Annotated in this window: 18 protein-coding genes; 10 read left to right on the plus strand and 8 right to left on the minus strand. The window is 63.0% G+C overall.

The features are described from left to right. Position 1: 1 nt before the first annotated feature. A complete protein-coding gene (locus AC1DIJ_RS26810; protein WP_112390765.1) occupies positions 2-214 on the minus strand; it encodes a hypothetical protein in 213 nt (70 codons plus the stop codon). Between the two features lie 153 nt (positions 215-367). Between AC1DIJ_RS26810 and AC1DIJ_RS26815 the strand changes: the two genes are divergently transcribed. From AC1DIJ_RS26815 to AC1DIJ_RS26830, 4 genes are read left to right on the plus strand one after another with little or no spacing between them, the layout of a single operon-like run. Beyond that, a complete protein-coding gene (locus tag AC1DIJ_RS26815; protein ID WP_112390764.1) occupies positions 368-742 on the plus strand; it encodes a YciI family protein in 375 nt (124 codons plus the stop codon). Then, complete coding sequence (locus tag AC1DIJ_RS26820) at positions 739-1,098, plus strand: YciI family protein (RefSeq protein ID WP_112390763.1); 360 nt, start codon at positions 739-741, stop codon at positions 1,096-1,098. The genes AC1DIJ_RS26815 and AC1DIJ_RS26820 overlap by 4 nt, the downstream gene beginning before the upstream one ends. A 4-nt stretch (positions 1,099-1,102) precedes the next feature. Next, on the plus strand, positions 1,103-1,462 hold the full coding sequence (locus AC1DIJ_RS26825; RefSeq protein ID WP_112390762.1) for a YciI family protein: 360 nt from the start codon (positions 1,103-1,105) through the stop codon (positions 1,460-1,462). Between the two features lie 3 nt (positions 1,463-1,465). Then, on the plus strand, positions 1,466-2,710 hold the full coding sequence (locus AC1DIJ_RS26830) for an RNA polymerase sigma factor (protein WP_112390761.1): 1,245 nt from the start codon (positions 1,466-1,468) through the stop codon (positions 2,708-2,710). Here the strand turns inward: AC1DIJ_RS26830 and AC1DIJ_RS26835 are convergent. Continuing rightward, positions 2,678-3,640: a lysylphosphatidylglycerol synthase domain-containing protein gene (locus AC1DIJ_RS26835; RefSeq protein ID WP_112390760.1), complete on the minus strand. Its 963-nt coding sequence runs from the start codon at positions 3,638-3,640 to the stop codon at positions 2,678-2,680. The two genes, AC1DIJ_RS26830 and AC1DIJ_RS26835, sit on opposite strands and share 33 nt — an antisense overlap. An 85-nt stretch (positions 3,641-3,725) precedes the next feature. Between AC1DIJ_RS26835 and AC1DIJ_RS26840 the strand changes: the two genes are divergently transcribed. Together AC1DIJ_RS26840 and AC1DIJ_RS26845 are read left to right on the plus strand one after the other, a co-directional pair. Further along, positions 3,726-4,730 carry a glycosyltransferase family 2 protein gene (locus AC1DIJ_RS26840; RefSeq protein ID WP_112390759.1) on the plus strand — a complete coding sequence of 335 codons (1,005 nt, stop codon included), beginning with the start codon at positions 3,726-3,728 and terminating at the stop codon, positions 4,728-4,730. Between the two features lie 7 nt (positions 4,731-4,737). Continuing rightward, on the plus strand, positions 4,738-6,246 hold the full coding sequence (locus AC1DIJ_RS26845) for a glycosyltransferase family 39 protein (RefSeq protein ID WP_112390800.1): 1,509 nt from the start codon (positions 4,738-4,740) through the stop codon (positions 6,244-6,246). On the opposite strand, the gene AC1DIJ_RS26850 is transcribed toward AC1DIJ_RS26845, so the two are convergent. Further along, positions 6,243-7,610, minus strand: a complete 1,368-nt coding sequence (locus AC1DIJ_RS26850; protein ID WP_112390758.1) for an aspartate aminotransferase family protein — start codon at positions 7,608-7,610, stop codon at positions 6,243-6,245. The genes AC1DIJ_RS26845 and AC1DIJ_RS26850 overlap by 4 nt on opposite strands. 83 nt (positions 7,611-7,693) lie before the next feature. Here AC1DIJ_RS26850 and AC1DIJ_RS26855 point away from each other — a divergent pair, with 83 nt between their 5' ends. After that, positions 7,694-9,046 (plus strand): glutamine synthetase family protein, encoded by a 1,353-nt coding sequence (locus tag AC1DIJ_RS26855; RefSeq protein WP_112390799.1) that lies wholly within the window; start codon positions 7,694-7,696, stop codon positions 9,044-9,046. Here the strand turns inward: AC1DIJ_RS26855 and AC1DIJ_RS26860 are convergent. Then, positions 9,043-9,987, minus strand: coding sequence for a diacylglycerol/lipid kinase family protein (locus tag AC1DIJ_RS26860; protein WP_112390757.1), 945 nt, complete (start codon positions 9,985-9,987; stop codon positions 9,043-9,045). The genes AC1DIJ_RS26855 and AC1DIJ_RS26860 overlap by 4 nt on opposite strands. Positions 9,988-10,292: 305 nt before the next feature. On the opposite strand from AC1DIJ_RS26860, the gene AC1DIJ_RS26865 reads away from it, so the two are divergent. Further along, positions 10,293-11,510, plus strand: coding sequence for an MFS transporter (locus AC1DIJ_RS26865; protein WP_112390756.1), 1,218 nt, complete (start codon positions 10,293-10,295; stop codon positions 11,508-11,510). A gap of 3 nt (positions 11,511-11,513) precedes the next feature. Here AC1DIJ_RS26865 and AC1DIJ_RS26870 read toward each other — a convergent pair whose 3' ends face one another. Next, a complete protein-coding gene (locus tag AC1DIJ_RS26870) occupies positions 11,514-11,873 on the minus strand; it encodes a winged helix-turn-helix transcriptional regulator (RefSeq protein ID WP_112390755.1) in 360 nt (119 codons plus the stop codon). 103 nt (positions 11,874-11,976) lie between these two features. Here AC1DIJ_RS26870 and AC1DIJ_RS26875 point away from each other — a divergent pair, with 103 nt between their 5' ends. Both AC1DIJ_RS26875 and mgtE read left to right on the plus strand, forming a co-directional pair. Continuing rightward, positions 11,977-12,990: a zinc-binding alcohol dehydrogenase family protein gene (locus AC1DIJ_RS26875; RefSeq protein WP_112390754.1), complete on the plus strand. Its 1,014-nt coding sequence runs from the start codon at positions 11,977-11,979 to the stop codon at positions 12,988-12,990. A 297-nt stretch (positions 12,991-13,287) separates the two neighbouring features. After that, entirely contained in the window at positions 13,288-14,661 is a 1,374-nt protein-coding gene (mgtE, locus tag AC1DIJ_RS26880) for a magnesium transporter (protein ID WP_112390752.1), read from the plus strand. On the opposite strand, the gene AC1DIJ_RS26885 is transcribed toward mgtE, so the two are convergent. Genes AC1DIJ_RS26885 through AC1DIJ_RS26895 form a run of 3 tightly spaced genes read right to left on the minus strand, consistent with a single transcriptional unit; the run spans position 14,642 to position 17,455 of the window. Then, the gene (locus AC1DIJ_RS26885; RefSeq protein ID WP_112390751.1) at positions 14,642-15,451 is read right to left on the minus strand and encodes an ABC transporter ATP-binding protein; all 810 of its coding nucleotides are present in this window, start codon (positions 15,449-15,451) and stop codon (positions 14,642-14,644) included. The genes mgtE and AC1DIJ_RS26885 overlap by 20 nt on opposite strands. Then, positions 15,444-16,445, minus strand: a complete 1,002-nt coding sequence (locus tag AC1DIJ_RS26890; protein WP_112390750.1) for an iron ABC transporter permease — start codon at positions 16,443-16,445, stop codon at positions 15,444-15,446. The genes AC1DIJ_RS26885 and AC1DIJ_RS26890 overlap by 8 nt, the downstream gene beginning before the upstream one ends. After that, on the minus strand, positions 16,442-17,455 hold the full coding sequence (locus tag AC1DIJ_RS26895) for a FecCD family ABC transporter permease (protein ID WP_477831675.1): 1,014 nt from the start codon (positions 17,453-17,455) through the stop codon (positions 16,442-16,444). Before AC1DIJ_RS26895 ends, AC1DIJ_RS26890 begins: the two co-directional genes overlap by 4 nt.

The raw sequence follows: 17,455 nt of genomic DNA on the forward strand, positions 1-17,455 counted from the left end.
CTCAATCGTCAATGCTCCGGTCCGCAGTCATCTGCGGGCCGGTTTTCTCGCGCGGGACCATGTCCATCGCGCCGATGATGGCGATGAACAGCAGCACCGCGATCACAAACCGCGGCAGAAGCTGCGGGTCTTCTCGCTCATAGAACTCGTCTGCCGTCATCTTCGGCTGACGTCTCGCCACCCAGCTGGCGATCGCGACCTCAAGAATTCCCATCGTCTCTGCTCCCTGATGTTATCGATGGAGCTTGTCGGCTGGCCGCTGCAGGTTTCGACATTGCGTCTCGAAGAAAGATTTTTTCTCCCGCTGTCGATTTGCGCTTAGTCTCGTCGTCCAGGAGCTGATGAGGCAGCCAGGAGGAAAGCCGCGATGCGATATCTGTGCCAGGTGTGGTTCGAGCCGTCGGTGCTCGAGCGGATGACGAATGAAGAAAAGCAGACGCTCGACCGAGATTCGGCGGCCTATGACCGCCACCTTGAAGCCAGCGGCCACATGATCCATGCCGAAGCCCTGCAGCAACCGGGCGCTGCGGTCACCGTCAAGGTCCGCAACAGCGAGATGTCGGTCACCGATGGCCCTTATGCCGAGACGAAGGAACAGCTCGGCGGCTTCATCCTCATAGAGGCAAAGGATCTGAACGACGCCATCCGGGTTGCCGCCGGCATTCCGCTTGCCAGATATGGCAGTATCGAAGTCCGCCCGATTCATGATTTCAAGAGCGGCCCTCGGGAGGCGACACCATGAAATTTCTCTGCCAGATCTGGTTCGATACCGAGAAGAGCAAGCTGGTGCCCCAGGAAGAATGGGATGTGCTGACGCAGAAGTGCATCCTCAGCGACAACCGATGGCGTGACAGCGGCCATCTGATCACGGCGCTGGCGCTGCACGATCCGGAAACCGCGGTTACGGTGCGGGTCCGCGATGGCGCTTTGTCTGCGACCGACGGGCCGTTTGCAGAAATCAAGGAGCATCTCGGCGGCTTCGTGCTGATCGAGGCGAAGGATATAAGGCAGGCCACCGAGATCGCCTCGGCCTTCCCGATCGCCGACTATGCCTCGATCGAGGTCCGGCCCGCCTATTCCATCCAGGACAGGGAGTGATCCGATGCGCTACGTCTGCCTGATCTACAATTCGGCCGATAGCGACGGGACGCTGACACAGGCCGAGACGGACGAATTGATCAAGGCGCATGTCAGTTTCGACGAGGAGCTTCGCAGCAAGGGCGTGATGATCCATGCCGACGCGCTGGAGATGCCTGACAAGGCGACGGTGCTGCGCGTGCGCGACGGCACGCTTCATGCGACCGACGGACCATATGTCGAGACCAAGGAGCATCTGGCCGGCCTCTACATTATCGAGGCATCCGACGACCACGCTGCCCGGCGGATTGCCGCGCGCATTCCTTCGGCCCGCTTCGGCGCAGTCGAACTGCGGCCGGTGCGGACGCTTGTGATACCGGAGTAGCGCTTGGAGAAGGTCATCGAGGAGATTTACCGGACACAGTCGCGCCGTGTTCTGGCAACGCTGATCCGCCTGCTTGGCGATTTCGACCGGGCGGAGGAAGCGCTGCACGACGCCTTTGCGGAGGCGGCCCGCAGCTGGCCGCGTGACGGCGTTCCCGGCAATCCCTCCGCCTGGCTGATCTCGACAGGTCGATTCCGGGCGATCGATCACATCCGCCGCCGCGCCCGTTTCGATGCGTCGGCGAAGGACATCGAAGACAGCCTCTACGGCGCGGCGGAAACCATGGAGGCTGGCGAGATGGACGCGATCGGCGACGACATGCTGAGGCTGATCTTCACCTGCTGTCATCCCGCCATCCCCGCCGACGCGCAGATGGCCATGGCGCTGCGGGAAATCTGCGGATTGACGACGGAGGCGATCGCCCATGCCTTCCTGGTTCCTGCGCCGACGGTGGCACAGCGCATCGTCAGGGCGAAGAACAGAATTCGCGCAGCGAAGATCCCCTATGAGGTGCCGGAGCGCGCTGCGCTGCCCGAACGGCTGGATCGCGTCCTGCATGTCATCTATCTGGTTTTCAACGAGGGCTATTCGGCCTCATCCGGTAGTGAGATCGTCCGCGCCGATCTGACCGGCGAGGCGATCAGGCTCGCCCGGCTGATGACGACGCTTCTGCCGCACCCCGATGTCGAGGGACTGCTGGCGCTGATGCTGCTGCAGAATTCCCGCCGGACAGCGCGGCGCGGCGCGGATGGCGGCCTTGTCCTGCTTGCGGATCAGGACCGGGGCCTCTGGGACCGGAAAGAGATCGCCGAAGGCCTCGCTCTGCTCGGCCGCGCCATGGCGCATCGGGAGATCGGGCTTTACACCGTGCAGGCGGCGATCGCCGCGGAACATGCCAAGGCCGGAACGCCCGAGGCAACCAACTGGCGGCGCATTGCCGCCTATTACGACCTCTTGATCGCGGCACAGCCCTCACCCGTTGCCAAGCTCAACCGTGCTGTGGCGATCGCCATGACCGAAGGCTATGCGCGCGGGATCGAAATCATCGACGGCATCCTGCAGGCGGGCGAACTCGAAACCTATCACCTGGCACATTCCGCCCGCGCCGATTTCCTGCGCCAACTCGGCCGCAGGGAAGAGGCAATCGGCGCCTACCGGCGCGCACTGTCGCTCTGCCAACAGGAGCCGGAAAAGCTGTTCCTCAGACAGCGGATATCAGAGCTTGCGGCGGCGGCCGAAGGGCAGTGAAATGGCTGTGCCTGTGAGAGCCGAGACGATGATCAGCAGATGCGCATTGACGCTCGCCTGCGCCAAAGCGGCAAGCGCTGCCTTTTCCCCGGAGGCACCGAAGGCTACAGCGCCGGCGGTGATGCCGGCTGGATAGGTGCCGACCCCGCCTGGTGCATGAACCGGAAGTACAGAGGACAACTCACCCCCCAGCGCGCCGCCGAAGCTTGCCGCTAGCGGCAGAACGCCCATGAGGCTGAGAGCCCAGGCGAGAACCAGCACCTTCACCAGCCAGTTCACGGCTGTCATCGCCCAGGCACGGGCAAAGGCGATGCCATTGACCGGAAGACCGTTTTCTATCTCGGCCAGAAAGCCCTGCGCCTTCTTCGGCGCCAGCTTGAAGCCCAGACGCAGCAGCGGCTTGCGAACGGCAAATGCGGCGACCGGCAGCAGCAGGAAGACAGCCCAAATGATCCACGCGATCAAGGCGTTGCCGGCCCCGCTTGCAAAACCGATTCCGGCTGCCGCAAGCAATGCATGAAGATCGAGAAGCCGCATGACGAGAAGCGCCGACGTGCCGCGGGCGAGCGGAATGCCGAATTCCGTGCGCATCAGCAGAGGGAAGCTGGTCTCGCCACTCCGGAACGGCAGCATGATATTCAAGAGATTGTGGATCTGCGTGACGCGGAACAGCGTGCGGAACTGGCCCGCGGTTTCGCGCGGGAAATAATCGAGAATGCGCCAGGTGCGCAGGAAGTAGGTGCTGGTCAGCAGAACCAGCGCGATCAGGATCGGCAGCACGCCGACGGCAGCCCATTGTGCCATGATCGAGGACCAGCCCCAGAACCATTCGATGAAAAGCGCATATGCTGCGACAATCACGACGGTCAGCAACGTCATGCGATTGCGTGCGAACCAGGATTGTCGGCTAGCGCCAGCCGGAGAGTTCATGTAGTAGGCATCCTGACTTTCGCGGCCGAAACAGCCGCCTGCTTGGCCATGACGGGCCTTTTAGGAGCAATAAGAGTTGCAGACAATGTCAGAGTCGCTCGTGAGCGCAAATGATGCCGGTGCACCGCTTGAGCTTTCGCTCGTGGTACCGGTTTTCAACGAAGAAGAAAGCGTCGGCCCGCTCGTCGAGCGCATCGTCGAAGCCATGGCCGGTTATGCGAGCCCGTGGGAACTGATCCTCGTTGACGACGGCAGCACGGATGCGACGCTGGTCAATGCGCGCCACTACGTCGGCCGCAACGGACTTGCTCTGCGCATCGTCGCACTGCAGCGCAATTTCGGCCAGACGGCTGCCATGCAGGCCGGCATCGACGCCGCGCAGGGCCGCCTGATCGCCACGATGGACGGCGACCTGCAGAACGATCCGAAGGATATCCCTTCGATGGTCTCCGAGCTCGAACGCCGCGAACTCGACCTTTTGGTCGGCTGGCGCAAGAACCGCCAGGATGGCCTTTTGCTGCGCAAGATCCCCTCCTGGTGTGCCAATTACCTCATCGGCCGCATCACCGGCGTCAAGCTTCACGATTACGGCTGCAGCCTGAAGATCTATCGCGCCTCGATCATCAAGCAGGTCAAGCTAATGGGCGAGATGCACCGTTTCATTCCGGCCTGGGTTGCCGGCGTCGTACCGAGCTCGCGCATCGGCGAAATGCCGGTCACCCATCACGCGCGTCAGCATGGCGTATCGAAATACGGCATTTCCCGCACGTTCCGGGTGATCCTCGACCTGCTCTCGGTGATGTTCTTCATGCGCTACAAGGCGCGGCCCGGCCACTTCTTCGGTTCGCTCGGCCTCGGCTTCGGCGCGATCGCAGCCCTGATCCTGTTTTATCTGTTCGTCGACAAATTCATCATGGGCCACGACATCGGCACCCGTCCGATGCTGATGGTCGGCGTCGTCTTCCTGCTGTCCTCGGTGCAGCTGATCACCACCGGCATCCTCGCCGAAATGATCGCCCGCACCTATTACCGCGACGACGCCTCGCCGAACTATATCGTCCGGCAGATCTTCGATGGAAACGAAGCTTGATCCATCAATGACCGCTTCAGGTCAGGCGAGGACAACAACGGTTCCCGCCTGGCTGTTTGCCCTGCTCGCTGCCTACTTCGCTGTTCACGTCGTCGTTCGCCTGATGTTGCCAGCTACGCTCGGCATCGACGAGGCCCAGCAGGTCTTCCGCCTGCAGTGGCTTGCAGCCGGCTATGGCGAACAGCCACCCTTCTACAATTGGCTCCAATACGCGGTTTTCTCCGTCGCCGGTGTCTCCGTGGCAACGCTGGCGATCGTCAAGAATGCAATGCTGTTCGGTGCCTATGTGTTCTTCGCGCTGACGGCGCGGATGTTGCTGCATGACCGGATGCTTGTCGTGGCCGCGACTCTGGGTCTGCTGACGATCCCGCAGGTCGCCTTCGAGATGCAACGCGATCTTACACACTCGGTCGCCCTGTTCTTCGCAAGCAGCATGTTCATCTACGGGTATGTCCTGACGCTGAAGCGCCCGAGCCTTGCCTCCTATGCGCTGACCGGCCTCGCAATCGGCATCGGAATGCTGTCCAAGTACAATTTCCCGCTCCTGCCGGCTGCCGCTTTTCTGGCAGCGCTGACCGGCGGCGGCATGCGGAAACGCATCTTCGACCGGCGGTTGCTGGTGACTGCTGCAATCGCGATCGCTCTGCCGTTGCCGCATGCGCTATGGCTGAAGGATCACCTGACGGCGGCATCCGAGGGAACTCTGGGCAAGCTGACGGAGAATGATGCCGCAAACTATCCGTTGCAGCTGCTGGCCGGGATGGGCTCCTTCGCGGAAGCTATTGCCGGATTTGTATTGGCCACCGCGCTGATCTTCGCAGTCACGTTCCGCAAAGCCCTGTTCAGCAGCCTTACTGCCTCGTCACGCGACATCGCGCTCGTCGAACGCATTCTCTTGTTTTCGGCAGTCGCCATTCTCGCTCTGATCGTCTTCGGCCACGCCACCAACATCAAGGGTCGCTGGCTCATTCCGATTCTCTTCGTTGCTCCGCTCTATCTGTGCATGAAGATCGAGGCGGCCGGCGTTGATTCATGGCCGGGTGTGCCGCGGCTTATGGCCATCATCGTCTTCGTGATGGCCGCTCTGCCGATCGCCATGGCCGGGCGGATCGTGACTGCGGGTCTCACTCACAATTACGAACGCGGCAACGTCCCCTATCGCGGCCTTGCCGAGATCCTCAAGGCTCAGGGATCGCCAGGACTGATCGTCGTCACCAAGGACTGGACAGGCGGCAATCTCCGGCTTCAGTTTCCGGATGTCCCCGTGATCTCGCCGCTCTACCCGCCAGGCGGCACGAAGATTGACGCCGCGGAAAACCAGCCAATGCTTCTCGTATGGAATATCGAAAGCAAGGATCAGCCGGTGATCCCGCTGAGCCTCAGGGAATGGCTCACATCGCAGAAGATCACGCCTGCCCCCCAGGCTGTCTCTGTCGACGTGCCATATCACTATGGGGCCGATGGCGACACCTATCGCTTCGGTTATGCCTGGGTGGACGGCTCGCGGAGCCGCTAGCTCCGCAACTCCTTCCACGCCGCATCAAGCGCGATCTTTGTGATCCTCGCCATCTCGTCCACCTCGGCGTGGCTGATCACCAGTGGCGGAGAGGCGAGCATGCGGTCGCCGGTGGCGCGGAGGATCAGGCCGTTAGCGAGCGCGTGGTTGCGCACGAGCGAGCCTATGGCGTCGGGCTTTTCGAAGCGGGTGCGGGTCTTCTTGTCGGCGGTCAGCTGCAGCGCGGCCATGAGGCCGACGCTTGCGGCTTCGCCGACAAGGTCGTGGTCGGCGAGTGCGTTCCAGGCCCTGGCGAAATAGGGGCCGATGTCGTCGCGGACGCGCTCGACCAGCTTTTCCTCTTCGATGATCCGCAGGTTTTCGAGCGCGGCAGCGGCGCAGACCGGATGGCCGGAATAGGTGAAGCCGTGGTTGAAATCGCCGACGTCGTTGATCAGCACGTCTGCGACGCGATCCGAAACCAGCACACCGCCGATCGGCAGATAGCCTGACGACAGGCCCTTGGCGATCGGGCAGAGATCGGGCTCGACGCCATAATATTGATGACCGAACCACTCGCCGAGGCGGCCGAAGCCGCAGATCACTTCATCGGTGACCAGCAGGATGTTGCGCGCCTTGCAGATGCGGGCGATCTCCGGCCAGTAGGTTTCCGGTGGCACGATGACGCCGGCAGCACCCTGGATCGGTTCGGCGACGAAGGCTGCGACATTCTCCTCGCCGAGTTCGTCGATCTTCGCTTCCAGCTCGCGCGCCACCTTGAGGCCGAATTCGGCCGGCGTAAGATCACCACCCTCGCCGTACCAGTAGGGCTGGCCGATATGGACGATGCCTGGGATCGGCAGGTCGCCCTGCTCGTGCATGTATTTCATGCCGCCGAGGCTGGCGCCGGCAACGGTCGAGCCGTGGTAGCCGTTCTTGCGGGCGATGACGATCTTCTTGGATGGCTGGCCGATGGCGCTCCAGTAGACGCGGGCCATGCGGAACCAGGTGTCGTTGGCCTCGGAGCCGGAGCCGGTGAAGAAGACATGGTTGAAGCGCGGCCCGGCATGGGCGGTGACCTTCTCGGCGAGCAGCGTCGTCGGTGTGCTCGTGGTGCCGAAGAAGGTGTTGTAATAGGGCAGCTCGTTCATCTGCCTAGCGGCGGCGTCGGTGATTTCCTTGCGGCCATAGCCGACATTGACGCACCAGAGACCGGCAAATCCGTCCAGATATTTCTTGCCGCTGCTATCCCAGATATGGACGCCTTCGCCGCGCTCGATGATGCGCGTGCCCTGAGCATTCAGCTTTTTCATATCCGAGAAGGGATGCAGATGATGGGCGGCGTCGAGGGCGGCGAGATTTGAGCGCTGGTAAGTATCGGACATGATTTGCGAAACACCTGCAGAGATTGAAAGGATCTTCCCAATGGGTTACGACCTTGGCCTGCTCAGAGGGGATTTTCAAGATCATGACGGCTGACAAGATGCACGGCAAAGCTGCGGCTGACGAGCCCTGGGTCGAAATCATGCTTGTCGGCATGAACGGCGACCTGCGCGGCAAGCGAATTCCGCTCGAGGCGCAGAAGAAAATCTGGACCGGCGACGTGCGCCTCCCCTCCTCGACGCAATCGCTTGATATCTGGGGCGACGACAACGACGACATTACCGGCCTGTCGCTGTCGATCGGCGATCCCGACGGAAACTGCATTCCCGACAAGCGCAGCCTGGCCCCGATGCCCTGGGCGCCGGAGGGTTCGATGCAGGTTCTGGCGACGATGCATGAATTCGACGGTACGCCGAGCTTCATGGATCCGCGCGCAATCCTGTCTTCGGTCCTGAAGCGTTACGACGAACGCGGCCTGACGCCCGTCGTGGCGACAGAGCTGGAATTCTACGTCGTCGAACAGGACTGGCTGGAGACCGGCTATCCCTCGCCGCCGAAGAAGCTCACCTATCGCGGCGAACCGAACGGGTTCCAGCTCTACGACATGAGTGCCACCGATGCGCTCGACGATTACCTCAAGACCGTGCGTAGCTATGCGAGCGCGCAGAATCTGCCTGCCGACGCGACGACGGCGGAATTTGGCCCCGGGCAATTCGAGATCAACCTGCTGCACCGGCCGGATGCGCTGGCAGCGGCCGACGACTGCATCTACCTGAAGCGCATTGCCGAACAGGCGGCGAGACGCCATGGGTTGAAATCGACCTGCATGGCCAAGCCCTATTCCGATCATGCCGGCTCAGGCCTGCACGTGCATGCCAGCATCATCGACAGGGACGGCCGCAACATCCTGGATGCCAAGAGCGGCGATCCGAAGCGTCTGAAGTCCGTCACGGCAGGCATGCTGAAGACGATGCGCGAGGCGCAGCTGGTCTTTGCGCCCTTTGCCAATTCCTACCGGCGTTTCCAGCCTGGCTCATTCGCGCCTGTCGATCTCACCTGGGGATACGGCCATCGCGGCACGGCGATCCGCATTCCGGATATGAACGGTCCGGCGGCGCGTGTCGAACACCGGGTCGCGGGGGCAGACGCCAATCCCTACCTGCTGCTCGCAGCCATTCTCGGCGGCATGCTGCTCGGCCTCGACGAGGAACTCGATCCCGGCGTAGAAACCACGCCGTCGCACGTGCCGGAGAATACCGAGCGCCTGACGCACGACTTCCTGACCGCGGTCGAAGCCTTCCGGGCGTCGCCCTTCATCAAGGACGTGTTTGGAGAGGGCTATCAGAAGCTCTATGGCGATACGAAATACAAGGAAGCGTTGATCTCGCTACGCACGGTATCGGATTTCGATTACCGGACCTACCTGCCGCGCATCTAAGCGGCAGGCTCGCGGCGTTCGGTCTCGTGCTTCTGCGCGGCCAGCCCCTGGCGGACGAGAACCTTTAGTTCGCCCGGATGCAGCCTCAGCCGGATATCGCGCGCCAGCGGCAGCAGTTCGCCGTCCATGACACAATTGGCCTTCGCCCGCATCTTCGGGAAATGCAGATTCACTTCGGCCGGGTGCATGACCATGATGTCGGCATTGTCGCGAACCTTGCCGCGCAGCATGTCGAAGGCGAGCTTGGCGACGCCAAGCGGCTTCAGCGGCTTGGCGGTATAGAAGCCCAGTTCGCCGCTGCGCAGATCGTCGGCATAAAGCAGCGCGTTCTCGCCGAAGGGATTGTTGGAGACCGACACCGCCGAGACACGGCGCCGTTCCCGGACGCCCAGCGCTTCGAACTCGACCTCGAATTCCGGCGGGTTCATCACTACGCCGAGGGCAGCACGGGTGCTGGCGCGCATCTTTCCAAGCCGGGAGCGGAAACTGTAGGAATTGCGGTAGCGCACCATACGGGCATGCAGCCCGGCTGAAAACTGGTGGATGAAGGGCCGGTCGTTGGCGCTGGCGATATCGACATTGTCGACCTCGCCATAGGCCAGCACGTCCAGCGCCTGCCAGATATCGAGCGGCACTTTCAGCGATCGGGCGAAAAGGTTCATGGTGCCGGCGGGGACGACACCTAGAGCGACGCCGTTCTTCCAGGCGATGGAGGCCGCCGCCGAGATCGTGCCGTCGCCGCCGCCGGCGACGATGCCATCGATATCATCGCGGCGTGCTGCCCGCTCCATGGCGGGAACGATTTCCTTGCCGGGAAAGACGATCGCCTCGAAATCGTGGCCGGCTTCACGGAACGTCGCCTCGGCCCTTTTCTCGTAGGCTTCCATATCTGTCGTCCGGAACGTCCCGCCATCCTTATTGAAAAACCCGACAAGCTTCATGCAGCGTTCCGTTCCCCGTGACACATCCCACCGATGTCACAGCTACAGATGGTCGCTAGCTCAATGATTTCAAGCGGCAAGGCTGCCGGGCTCACCACAGCCACACAGGAGATGAATGCTAATATAGCAATGGACGTATGCACATAGCAGGACGCTGCACTGCAAAAAACGCACTCGACGCTCTAGAGCCAATCAGGGATAGAATGCAGAATGGAGGCACGTACCTCCCTTCCCGCCATAGACAGGCCGACTTCCGCGCTGAACGCCCGGAATGAGAAGCCTTTGAGACATGCCCAGGAGCTCCCTTGAGCCAGATTGCCGTAAACGATTCTATTGATGCACCCGTTGCAGAAGCGCCGTCGCCGATGGCGGTCGCGCTGGTGCAGCTGGCGCTGGCATGCGGCGGCTTCGGCATCGGCACCGGCGAATTCGCGATCATGGGCCTGCTGCCGAATGTGGCGAGCACCTTCTCCGTTACCACGCCGCAGGCGGGTTACGTGATCAGCGCCTACGCACTCGGCGTCGTCATCGGTGCGCCGGTGATTGCGGTGCTTGCTGCCAAGATGGCGCGGCGCTCGCTGCTGCTTCTGCTGATGGGCATCTTTGCGATCGGCAATATTCTGAGCGCCATGGCTCCGACCTTCGAGAGCTTCACGCTGATGCGCTTCATCACCGGCCTGCCGCATGGCGCCTATTTCGGTGTCGCGGCGATCGTCGCCGCCTCGATGGTGCCGGTGCACAAGCGGGCCCGCGCCGTTGGCCGCGTCATGCTCGGCCTGACGATCGCTACGCTGCTCGGCACGCCGCTCGCCACCTTCTTCGGCCAGTCGCTGGACTGGCGCGTTGCCTTCACCACGGTCGGCGTCATCGGCGTCGTGACGGTAGCGTTGATCTGGTACCATGTGCCGCGTGACCAGGTGGCCGAAGGCGCCAGCTTCATGCGCGAACTCGGCGCCTTCAAGCGGCCACAGGTACTCCTGACGCTCGCTATCGCCGCTGTCGGCTACGGCGGCATGTTCGCGATGTTCAGCTATATCGCCGATACGACGATGAAGGTTGCGATGCTGCCCGCCAGCATGGTCGCCGTGATGATGGTGCTGTTCGGCATCGGCATGAATGTCGGCAATGTGCTGGGTTCCTGGCTCGCCGACAAATCGCTGATGGGCACGATCGGCGGCTCGCTGATCTTCAACATCGTGGTGCTCAGCTGTTTCTCGCTGACGGCTGCCAATCCGGTCATGCTCGCCGCCTGCGTGTTCCTGACAGGATGCGGCTTCGCGGCAGGCCCTGCCCTGCAGACGCGCCTGATGGACGTGGCAGCTGATGCGCAGACGCTGGCCGCAGCCTCCAACCATTCGGCATTCAACATCGCCAACGCGCTCGGCGCCTGGCTTGGCGGCCTCGTCATCGCCTGCGGCTACGGTTTTGCGGCGACAGGCTATGTCGGTGCCTTCCTGTCGTTCCTGGGGATCTTCGTCTTCGCCGCGTCGCTACGCCTGGAGCGCCGCAGCCGCAGCGCCTGAGGCTTAGCGCAATTCCATGCCATCGGGGCGGCAAAAAACATGTTCGTCGCCCCAGGCAGCCAAGGCCTTGATAACCGGCTTCAGCGTTTCGCCGAGCGGCGTCATCGCATATTCGACCCGCGGCGGCACCACCGGATAGACCTTTCGCGAGATCAGCCCGCAATCTTCGAGTTCCCTCAACTGCTTCGTCAGCATGCGCTGGGTGACGGCGGGCAGCTTGCGGCGCAGTTCGTTGAAGCGCAGCGTTCCATCCATGAGATGGAACAGGATCACGCCCTTCCACTTGCCATCGAGAAAGCTCAGCGTCGCCTCCACCGGACAGCCGGGGAAATTCTTCGTCAGCTTGGCACGGGGCAGCGACATTTGACGGTATCCTTTTGGGTACTACGTACAGAATTTGTGCATTCTTGCGCATCTTGAACATAAGACGCATTTAGCCTCTGTGCAACGAATACAGGAGTTTCCCATGCGCGCCGTCGCCTACAAGACGCCCCAGCCCATTGCCGCCGAAACCTCGCTCGTCGATGTCGAGCTGCCGGTGCCCGAAGCGAAGGGTCATGATCTGCTGGTCGAGATCAAGGCGATCTCCGTCAATCCCGTCGACGTCAAGATCCGCGCCAACGTCGCTCCGCCCCCGGGCGAACTCAAGGTCATCGGCTGGGATGCGGCCGGCGTGGTCAAGGCCGTCGGCCCCGATGTGACGCTATTCCAGCTGGGCGACGAGGTCTTCTATGCCGGCTCGATCACCCGCCCCGGCTCCAATGCCGAATTCCACCTCGTCGATGAGCGCATCGTCGGCCGCAAGCCGAAGACACTGGACTTTGCCGCCGCCGCCGCCCTGCCGCTGACCTCGATCACCGCCTATGAAGCGCTGTTTGACCGGTTGAAGGTGCAGGATCCGGTCCCGGGCGCGGCCCGCTCGCTGCTCGTCATCGGCGGCGCCGGTGGGGTCGGCTCGATCACCATCCAGATCCTGCGGGCACTGACCGATCTGACGGTTATCGCCACGGCTTCGCGGCTGGAGACGCAGGCCTGGGTCAAGGAACTCGGCGCCCATCACGTCATCGATCATTCCAAGCCGATCGCCGCGCAGGTCGCTGCGCTTGGTCTTGGCGCGCCGGGCTTCGTCTTCTCGACGACGAATACCGACCAGCATCTCGCCGACATCGCCGAGACAATCGCGCCGCAGGGCCGTTTTGCGCTTATCGACGATCCGAAAGTGCTCGACATCATGCCTTTCAAGCGCAAGGCGAATTCGGTACACTGGGAACTGATGTTCACCCGGCCGATCTTCGGCACGCCCGATATGATCGAGCAGCATCATCTCCTGAACAAGATTGCCGAACTCGTCGATGCCGGGAAAATCCGCACGACGCTGACCGAGACGGTGGGCACGATCAATGCGTCAAACCTGAAAAAGACGCATGCGATGATCGAGACGGCCAATACGAAAGGCAAGGTGGTCCTGGCCGGGTTCTGAGCCGGAACCGCGCCTCTCAATACCTCGTAAATCATGCCTTGAGGAATGCCGCGCTAAATGGTGCGGCATTCTGCCATTAACCGCATATCCCAGTTGACTTTTTTAGCGTTCGGGACCACCTACATCGCACGCGTACAGCAGCAATTGCCGGGCGCGGATATCAACGGAGCCATCATCACGATGCCAAGCGACAGTAGCAGTCGATTGCCTTTGCCGTACGCGGCCGTTTCGCGCTGACCTGGTAGCTCCGGGCTCGCCCGATCGGACGCTACGGCGGATCGACGGAAAGGCGAGCTAATGAACATCAATCGCTTCCCCCTGCGGGCCGGCAATGCCGCGCGCGCTTTCATGACCAACAACAAAGTTGCGACCATCGCCGAGCGCGTCGAGTCGTTGAATTCACTCGCCCCTGCCGAGGCAGCCCGCATCTTGTCGAAGATGCCGCAGGAATATGCCGTCAACATCCTCGACCGGCCGGAACTGCGCCACGCCGCCGCGATCCTTGGCGTCATGGATCGCGCCGATGCCGCACGCCTGCTGCACGGCATGTCGAACGACCGTGTCGCCGACGTCCTGCTTGAGCTCGACATCGATACCCGCACCCGGCTCTTCAACAGCCTCGAAGAGCCTGTTCGTGTCGCCATCCAGCATTTGATGGGTTATCCGCCCCGCACGGCGGGCAGCATCATGACGACCGAGTTCGTCAGCGTCCCCAGCAACTGGACCGTGGATCAGACGCTTGCGCATGTGCGCCATGTCGAGCGGTCGCGCGAGACTGTCTATGCAATCTATGTGCTGGACGAGAATTCCGGCGCGCTGATGCATGTCGTGACGCTCCGCCGCCTCATCACCGGCGAGCCTGATGCGTCGATCCTGACGGTCGCCCAAAAAGGCACGCCGGTTGCCGCCGATCCGCTGATGAAGCAGGAAGACGTCGCCCGGCTGATCCGCAAGCACGACCTGCTGGCGCTGCCCGTCGTCGACGATCACGGCCTGATCCTCGGTATCGTCACCGTCGATGACGTGATCGATACGATGATCGCCGACACCACCGATGGAGCCCAGCGTTTCGGCGGTATGGAGGCCCTCGGCAAGCCCTATATGAAGATCAGCTTCGGCGGCATGATCCGCAAGCGCGCTGGCTGGCTCTGTGCCCTCTTCCTCGGCGAAATGCTGACGGCAAGCGCCATGCAGCATTTCGAAGGCGAGCTTGAGAAGGCCGTGGTGCTGACGCTGTTCATTCCGCTGATCATGAGCTCGGGCGGCAACTCGGGCTCGCAGGCGACATCGCTGATCATCCGGGCGCTGGCCGTTGGCGAGTTGAAGCTTTCCGACTGGTGGCGGGTGCTGCTGCGCGAACTGCCGACCGGCATCGTGCTTGGCGCCATCCTCGGCCTCGTCGGCATGACCCGCGTGTTCTTTTGGCAGACAGCCGGGCTCTACGACTATGGTCCACACTGGATCCTCGTCGGGTTCACGGTCTTCTCGGCGCTGATCGGCATCGTCACCTTCGGCTCGATCTCGGGCTCGATGCTGCCGTTCATCCTGCAGCGCATGAAGCTCGATCCGGCCACGGCATCGGCCCCGTTCGTGGCAACGCTGGTCGATGTGACAGGCCTGGTGATCTACTTCTCGGTCGCCCTGCTGATCCTCACCGGGGCGCTTCTCTAGAGGCGATCGGCAGGCACAGCGGCGTGCCGTCAACCGGATGCGGCACGACCGCCGCATCCACTCCAAACACGGTCTTTATCAGCTCCGGCGTCAGCAAGGCGCCGGGGCTTCCGGCCGCGTGGATGCCGCCATCGGCAACGGCGATGATATGATCGGCATATTGCGCCGCGTGGTTCAGGTCATGGACGACCATGACGACGGTGCGGCCGCGATTGCGGTTCAGATCCCTGAGCAGTTCCAGCACTTCCAGCTGATGGGCGATGTCGAGATAGGTGGTCGGCTCATCGAGCAGCAGGATCGGTGTTTCCTGCGCCAGCGCCATGGCGATCCAGGCGCGCTGACGCTGGCCGCCGGAGAGACGGTCAAGCGGGCGCGAGGCGAGATCGACTAGACCGGTGGCGGCAAGCGCGTGATCGACGATCTCCTCGTCATGCGCGCTGGGGCGCGACAGCAGGCCTTTGTGCGGGTGGCGGCCGAAACGGCAGAGCTGGCGCACCGTCAGACCGTCGGGCGAAACCGGGCTCTGCGGCAGGAGCGCCAGCGCCTGGGCAATCGCCCTGCCCGGCATCGCCGCAATCTCCCTGCCATCGAGATAGACGATGCCCGCCTCCGGCGCGATAATCCGGCCGAGCGCTTTCAGGAGCGTGGATTTGCCGCTGCCGTTGGCGCCGATCAGCGCGGTGATCTTTCCATCCGGTATGGTGACATCGACATTCTCCAGCACTCGCAGCGCGGCATAGCCAAGCGTAAGCTTCTCTCCGGCAAGACGCGATTGGGCAGCACTACTCATGACGGCCGGTCTCCTTGATGAGTAGGAAAATCAGATAGGGTCCGCCGATCACCGCCGCGACGATGCCGGCCGGGATCTCGTTCGGCAGCGCCACGAGACGGCCGGCCAGATCGGCAGCAGATAGAGCCAGCGCGCCCATCAGTGCGCTCAATGGCACCAGATGCCGGGCGCGCGGACCGACAAGCAGCCGGGCGGCATGCGGCGCCAGTAGACCGAGAAATCCCATGCTGCCGACACTGGCGACGGCACCGGCGCAGAGCAGCACGGAAACGGCGATCAGGCCGCCCCGCAGCCGGGCCGGCGGCATGCCGAGGCTGACAAGCGTCTCATCGCCGAAGCCGCCGGCATCGAGACGTGCAGCAGCGAAGAGGACGAGCGGCAGGCAGGCGAGCAGCCAGAGGCCGAGCACCAGCACGTCGGTCATCGAACTGCCGTAGACGCTGCCGGCAAGCCAGACCATCGACTGATCGGCACGGGTCGGAAAGATCACCATCACATACTGGATCAGCGCCTGCGCCAGCATGCCGAGCGCCACGCCCACCAGCGCCAGCGCCGCGATACCGCCGCCGAAAGTGCGGCCGATCAGCAGCAGCAGTGCCGCACCGAGGATCGCGCCCGAAACGACGCCCGCGGGGATCGCCCAGATTGCCCAGGCGGGCGGCGCCATCATTCCTGCCAGGAAAGCGCCGAGACCGGCGCATTTGGTGATGCCGACGACATCGGGAGAGGCCAGCGGATTGCGTAGCGCGCCCTGCAGGAAAACACCGGCCAGACCGAAGGACGCCCCGGCGAGGATGGAGACGGCGACGCGCGGGGCGCGGTATTGCATAACGATGAAGGCATTCTTGCCGCCACCGATGCCATCGAGCACCTGGCCGATACTCAGGGTCACGGCGCCCACAGTCATGCCGAGAATGGCGAGGACAGCAATGAGGACGGCGATCACAATGCAGACCGTCAGCGCCCGCGTCTCTTTTCCAGCGAGTGTGCTCATCTGACCCTCTGGCGCCAGAGGATAAGCAGGAAGGCAGGCGCGCCGATCAGCGCCGTGACGATGCCGACGGGCATTTCCTGGGGATAGGCGGCAACGCGGCCGAGGAGATCGGCCGCATTCAGCAGCAACGGCCCGGCGATGGCGCTCAGCGCAATCAGTGTCAGCTGATCCCCGCCAACCAGCCGCCTGATGATATGCGGCACGAGCAGGCCGATGAAACCGATCGGCCCGCTGACGGCGACAGCGGAACCGGCCAGCACGACGATGAGAAAGGCCGCGAGTCCGCCGACGCGGCGCGCATTCTGCCCGAGCGACAGGCCGGTGGTCTCGTCCAGCGCCAGCACGCCGAAATGGCGGCCGGCCAGAAGTGCGGTTCCGCCGCCGATAAGCGTGAACGGCAAGATGATGAGAACCTTGTCCCATTGCGCCCCGTTGATCGATCCGGCCAGCCAATAGACAATATCCTGCGCCGCGTTGTTGGCGATCAGGATCGCCTGGACGAGCGCCGAGAGCACCAGCTGGATGGAGATACCTGCCAGCGCCAGCTTCATGTCGTTCATGGCACCGGAGACGGAGAGCGCCCACATGGCGAGGCCGACTGCTGCAGCACCCACGAATGCCGGCCATACCGTTCCGGCGCCACGCAATTCCGGCAGGGCGATCAGGCAGAGAACGATGACGAGCGAAGCCCCGGCATTGATGCCGAAGGTTTGCGGCGAGGCGAGCGGGTTGCGCGTCAGCGTCTGGATCAGCACACCTGCCACCGCCAGATTGGCGCCGATCATGACCGCCAGCAGCGCCCGCGGCAGGCGCACGTCCCAGACGAGCGCGCTATCGGGGGAGCCATCGGGCGACACGAGCAGCGACAGCGCATGCCGAACCGGCAGCTCCGAAACGCCAAAGGAGACGGCAGCGACGATGATCGCGGCGAGCGCCATCAGCAGCAGGCAGCCGAGGGCGACCGGCTGCAACCGCCCCTGCCCCGCCATCGCTACTGCCTTGCCTTCCAC

The sequence above is a fragment of the Rhizobium sp. 10N427 genome (assembly GCF_056394605.1).

Excerpts from the sequence above, each read along its gene's own strand:
- AC1DIJ_RS26850 (WP_112390758.1), bottom strand. The coding sequence starts at position 7,610 with ATGTCCGATACTTACCAGCGCTCAAATCTCGCCGCCCTCGACGCCGCC.
- AC1DIJ_RS26825 (WP_112390762.1), top strand. The coding sequence starts at position 1,103 with ATGCGCTACGTCTGCCTGATCTACAATTCGGCCGATAGCGACGGGACG.
- AC1DIJ_RS26875 (WP_112390754.1), top strand. The coding sequence starts at position 11,977 with ATGCGCGCCGTCGCCTACAAGACGCCCCAGCCCATTGCCGCCGAAACC.
- AC1DIJ_RS26890 (WP_112390750.1), bottom strand. The coding sequence starts at position 16,445 with ATGAGCACACTCGCTGGAAAAGAGACGCGGGCGCTGACGGTCTGCATT.
- AC1DIJ_RS26815 (WP_112390764.1), top strand. The coding sequence starts at position 368 with ATGCGATATCTGTGCCAGGTGTGGTTCGAGCCGTCGGTGCTCGAGCGG.
- AC1DIJ_RS26860 (WP_112390757.1), bottom strand. The coding sequence starts at position 9,987 with ATGAAGCTTGTCGGGTTTTTCAATAAGGATGGCGGGACGTTCCGGACG.
- AC1DIJ_RS26855 (WP_112390799.1), top strand. The coding sequence starts at position 7,694 with ATGACGGCTGACAAGATGCACGGCAAAGCTGCGGCTGACGAGCCCTGG.
- mgtE (WP_112390752.1), top strand. The coding sequence starts at position 13,288 with ATGAACATCAATCGCTTCCCCCTGCGGGCCGGCAATGCCGCGCGCGCT.
- AC1DIJ_RS26870 (WP_112390755.1), bottom strand. The coding sequence starts at position 11,873 with ATGTCGCTGCCCCGTGCCAAGCTGACGAAGAATTTCCCCGGCTGTCCG.
- AC1DIJ_RS26845 (WP_112390800.1), top strand. The coding sequence starts at position 4,738 with ATGACCGCTTCAGGTCAGGCGAGGACAACAACGGTTCCCGCCTGGCTG.
- AC1DIJ_RS26820 (WP_112390763.1), top strand. The coding sequence starts at position 739 with ATGAAATTTCTCTGCCAGATCTGGTTCGATACCGAGAAGAGCAAGCTG.
- AC1DIJ_RS26840 (WP_112390759.1), top strand. The coding sequence starts at position 3,726 with ATGTCAGAGTCGCTCGTGAGCGCAAATGATGCCGGTGCACCGCTTGAG.
- AC1DIJ_RS26810 (WP_112390765.1), bottom strand. The coding sequence starts at position 214 with ATGGGAATTCTTGAGGTCGCGATCGCCAGCTGGGTGGCGAGACGTCAG.
- AC1DIJ_RS26885 (WP_112390751.1), bottom strand. The coding sequence starts at position 15,451 with ATGAGTAGTGCTGCCCAATCGCGTCTTGCCGGAGAGAAGCTTACGCTT.
- AC1DIJ_RS26835 (WP_112390760.1), bottom strand. The coding sequence starts at position 3,640 with ATGAACTCTCCGGCTGGCGCTAGCCGACAATCCTGGTTCGCACGCAAT.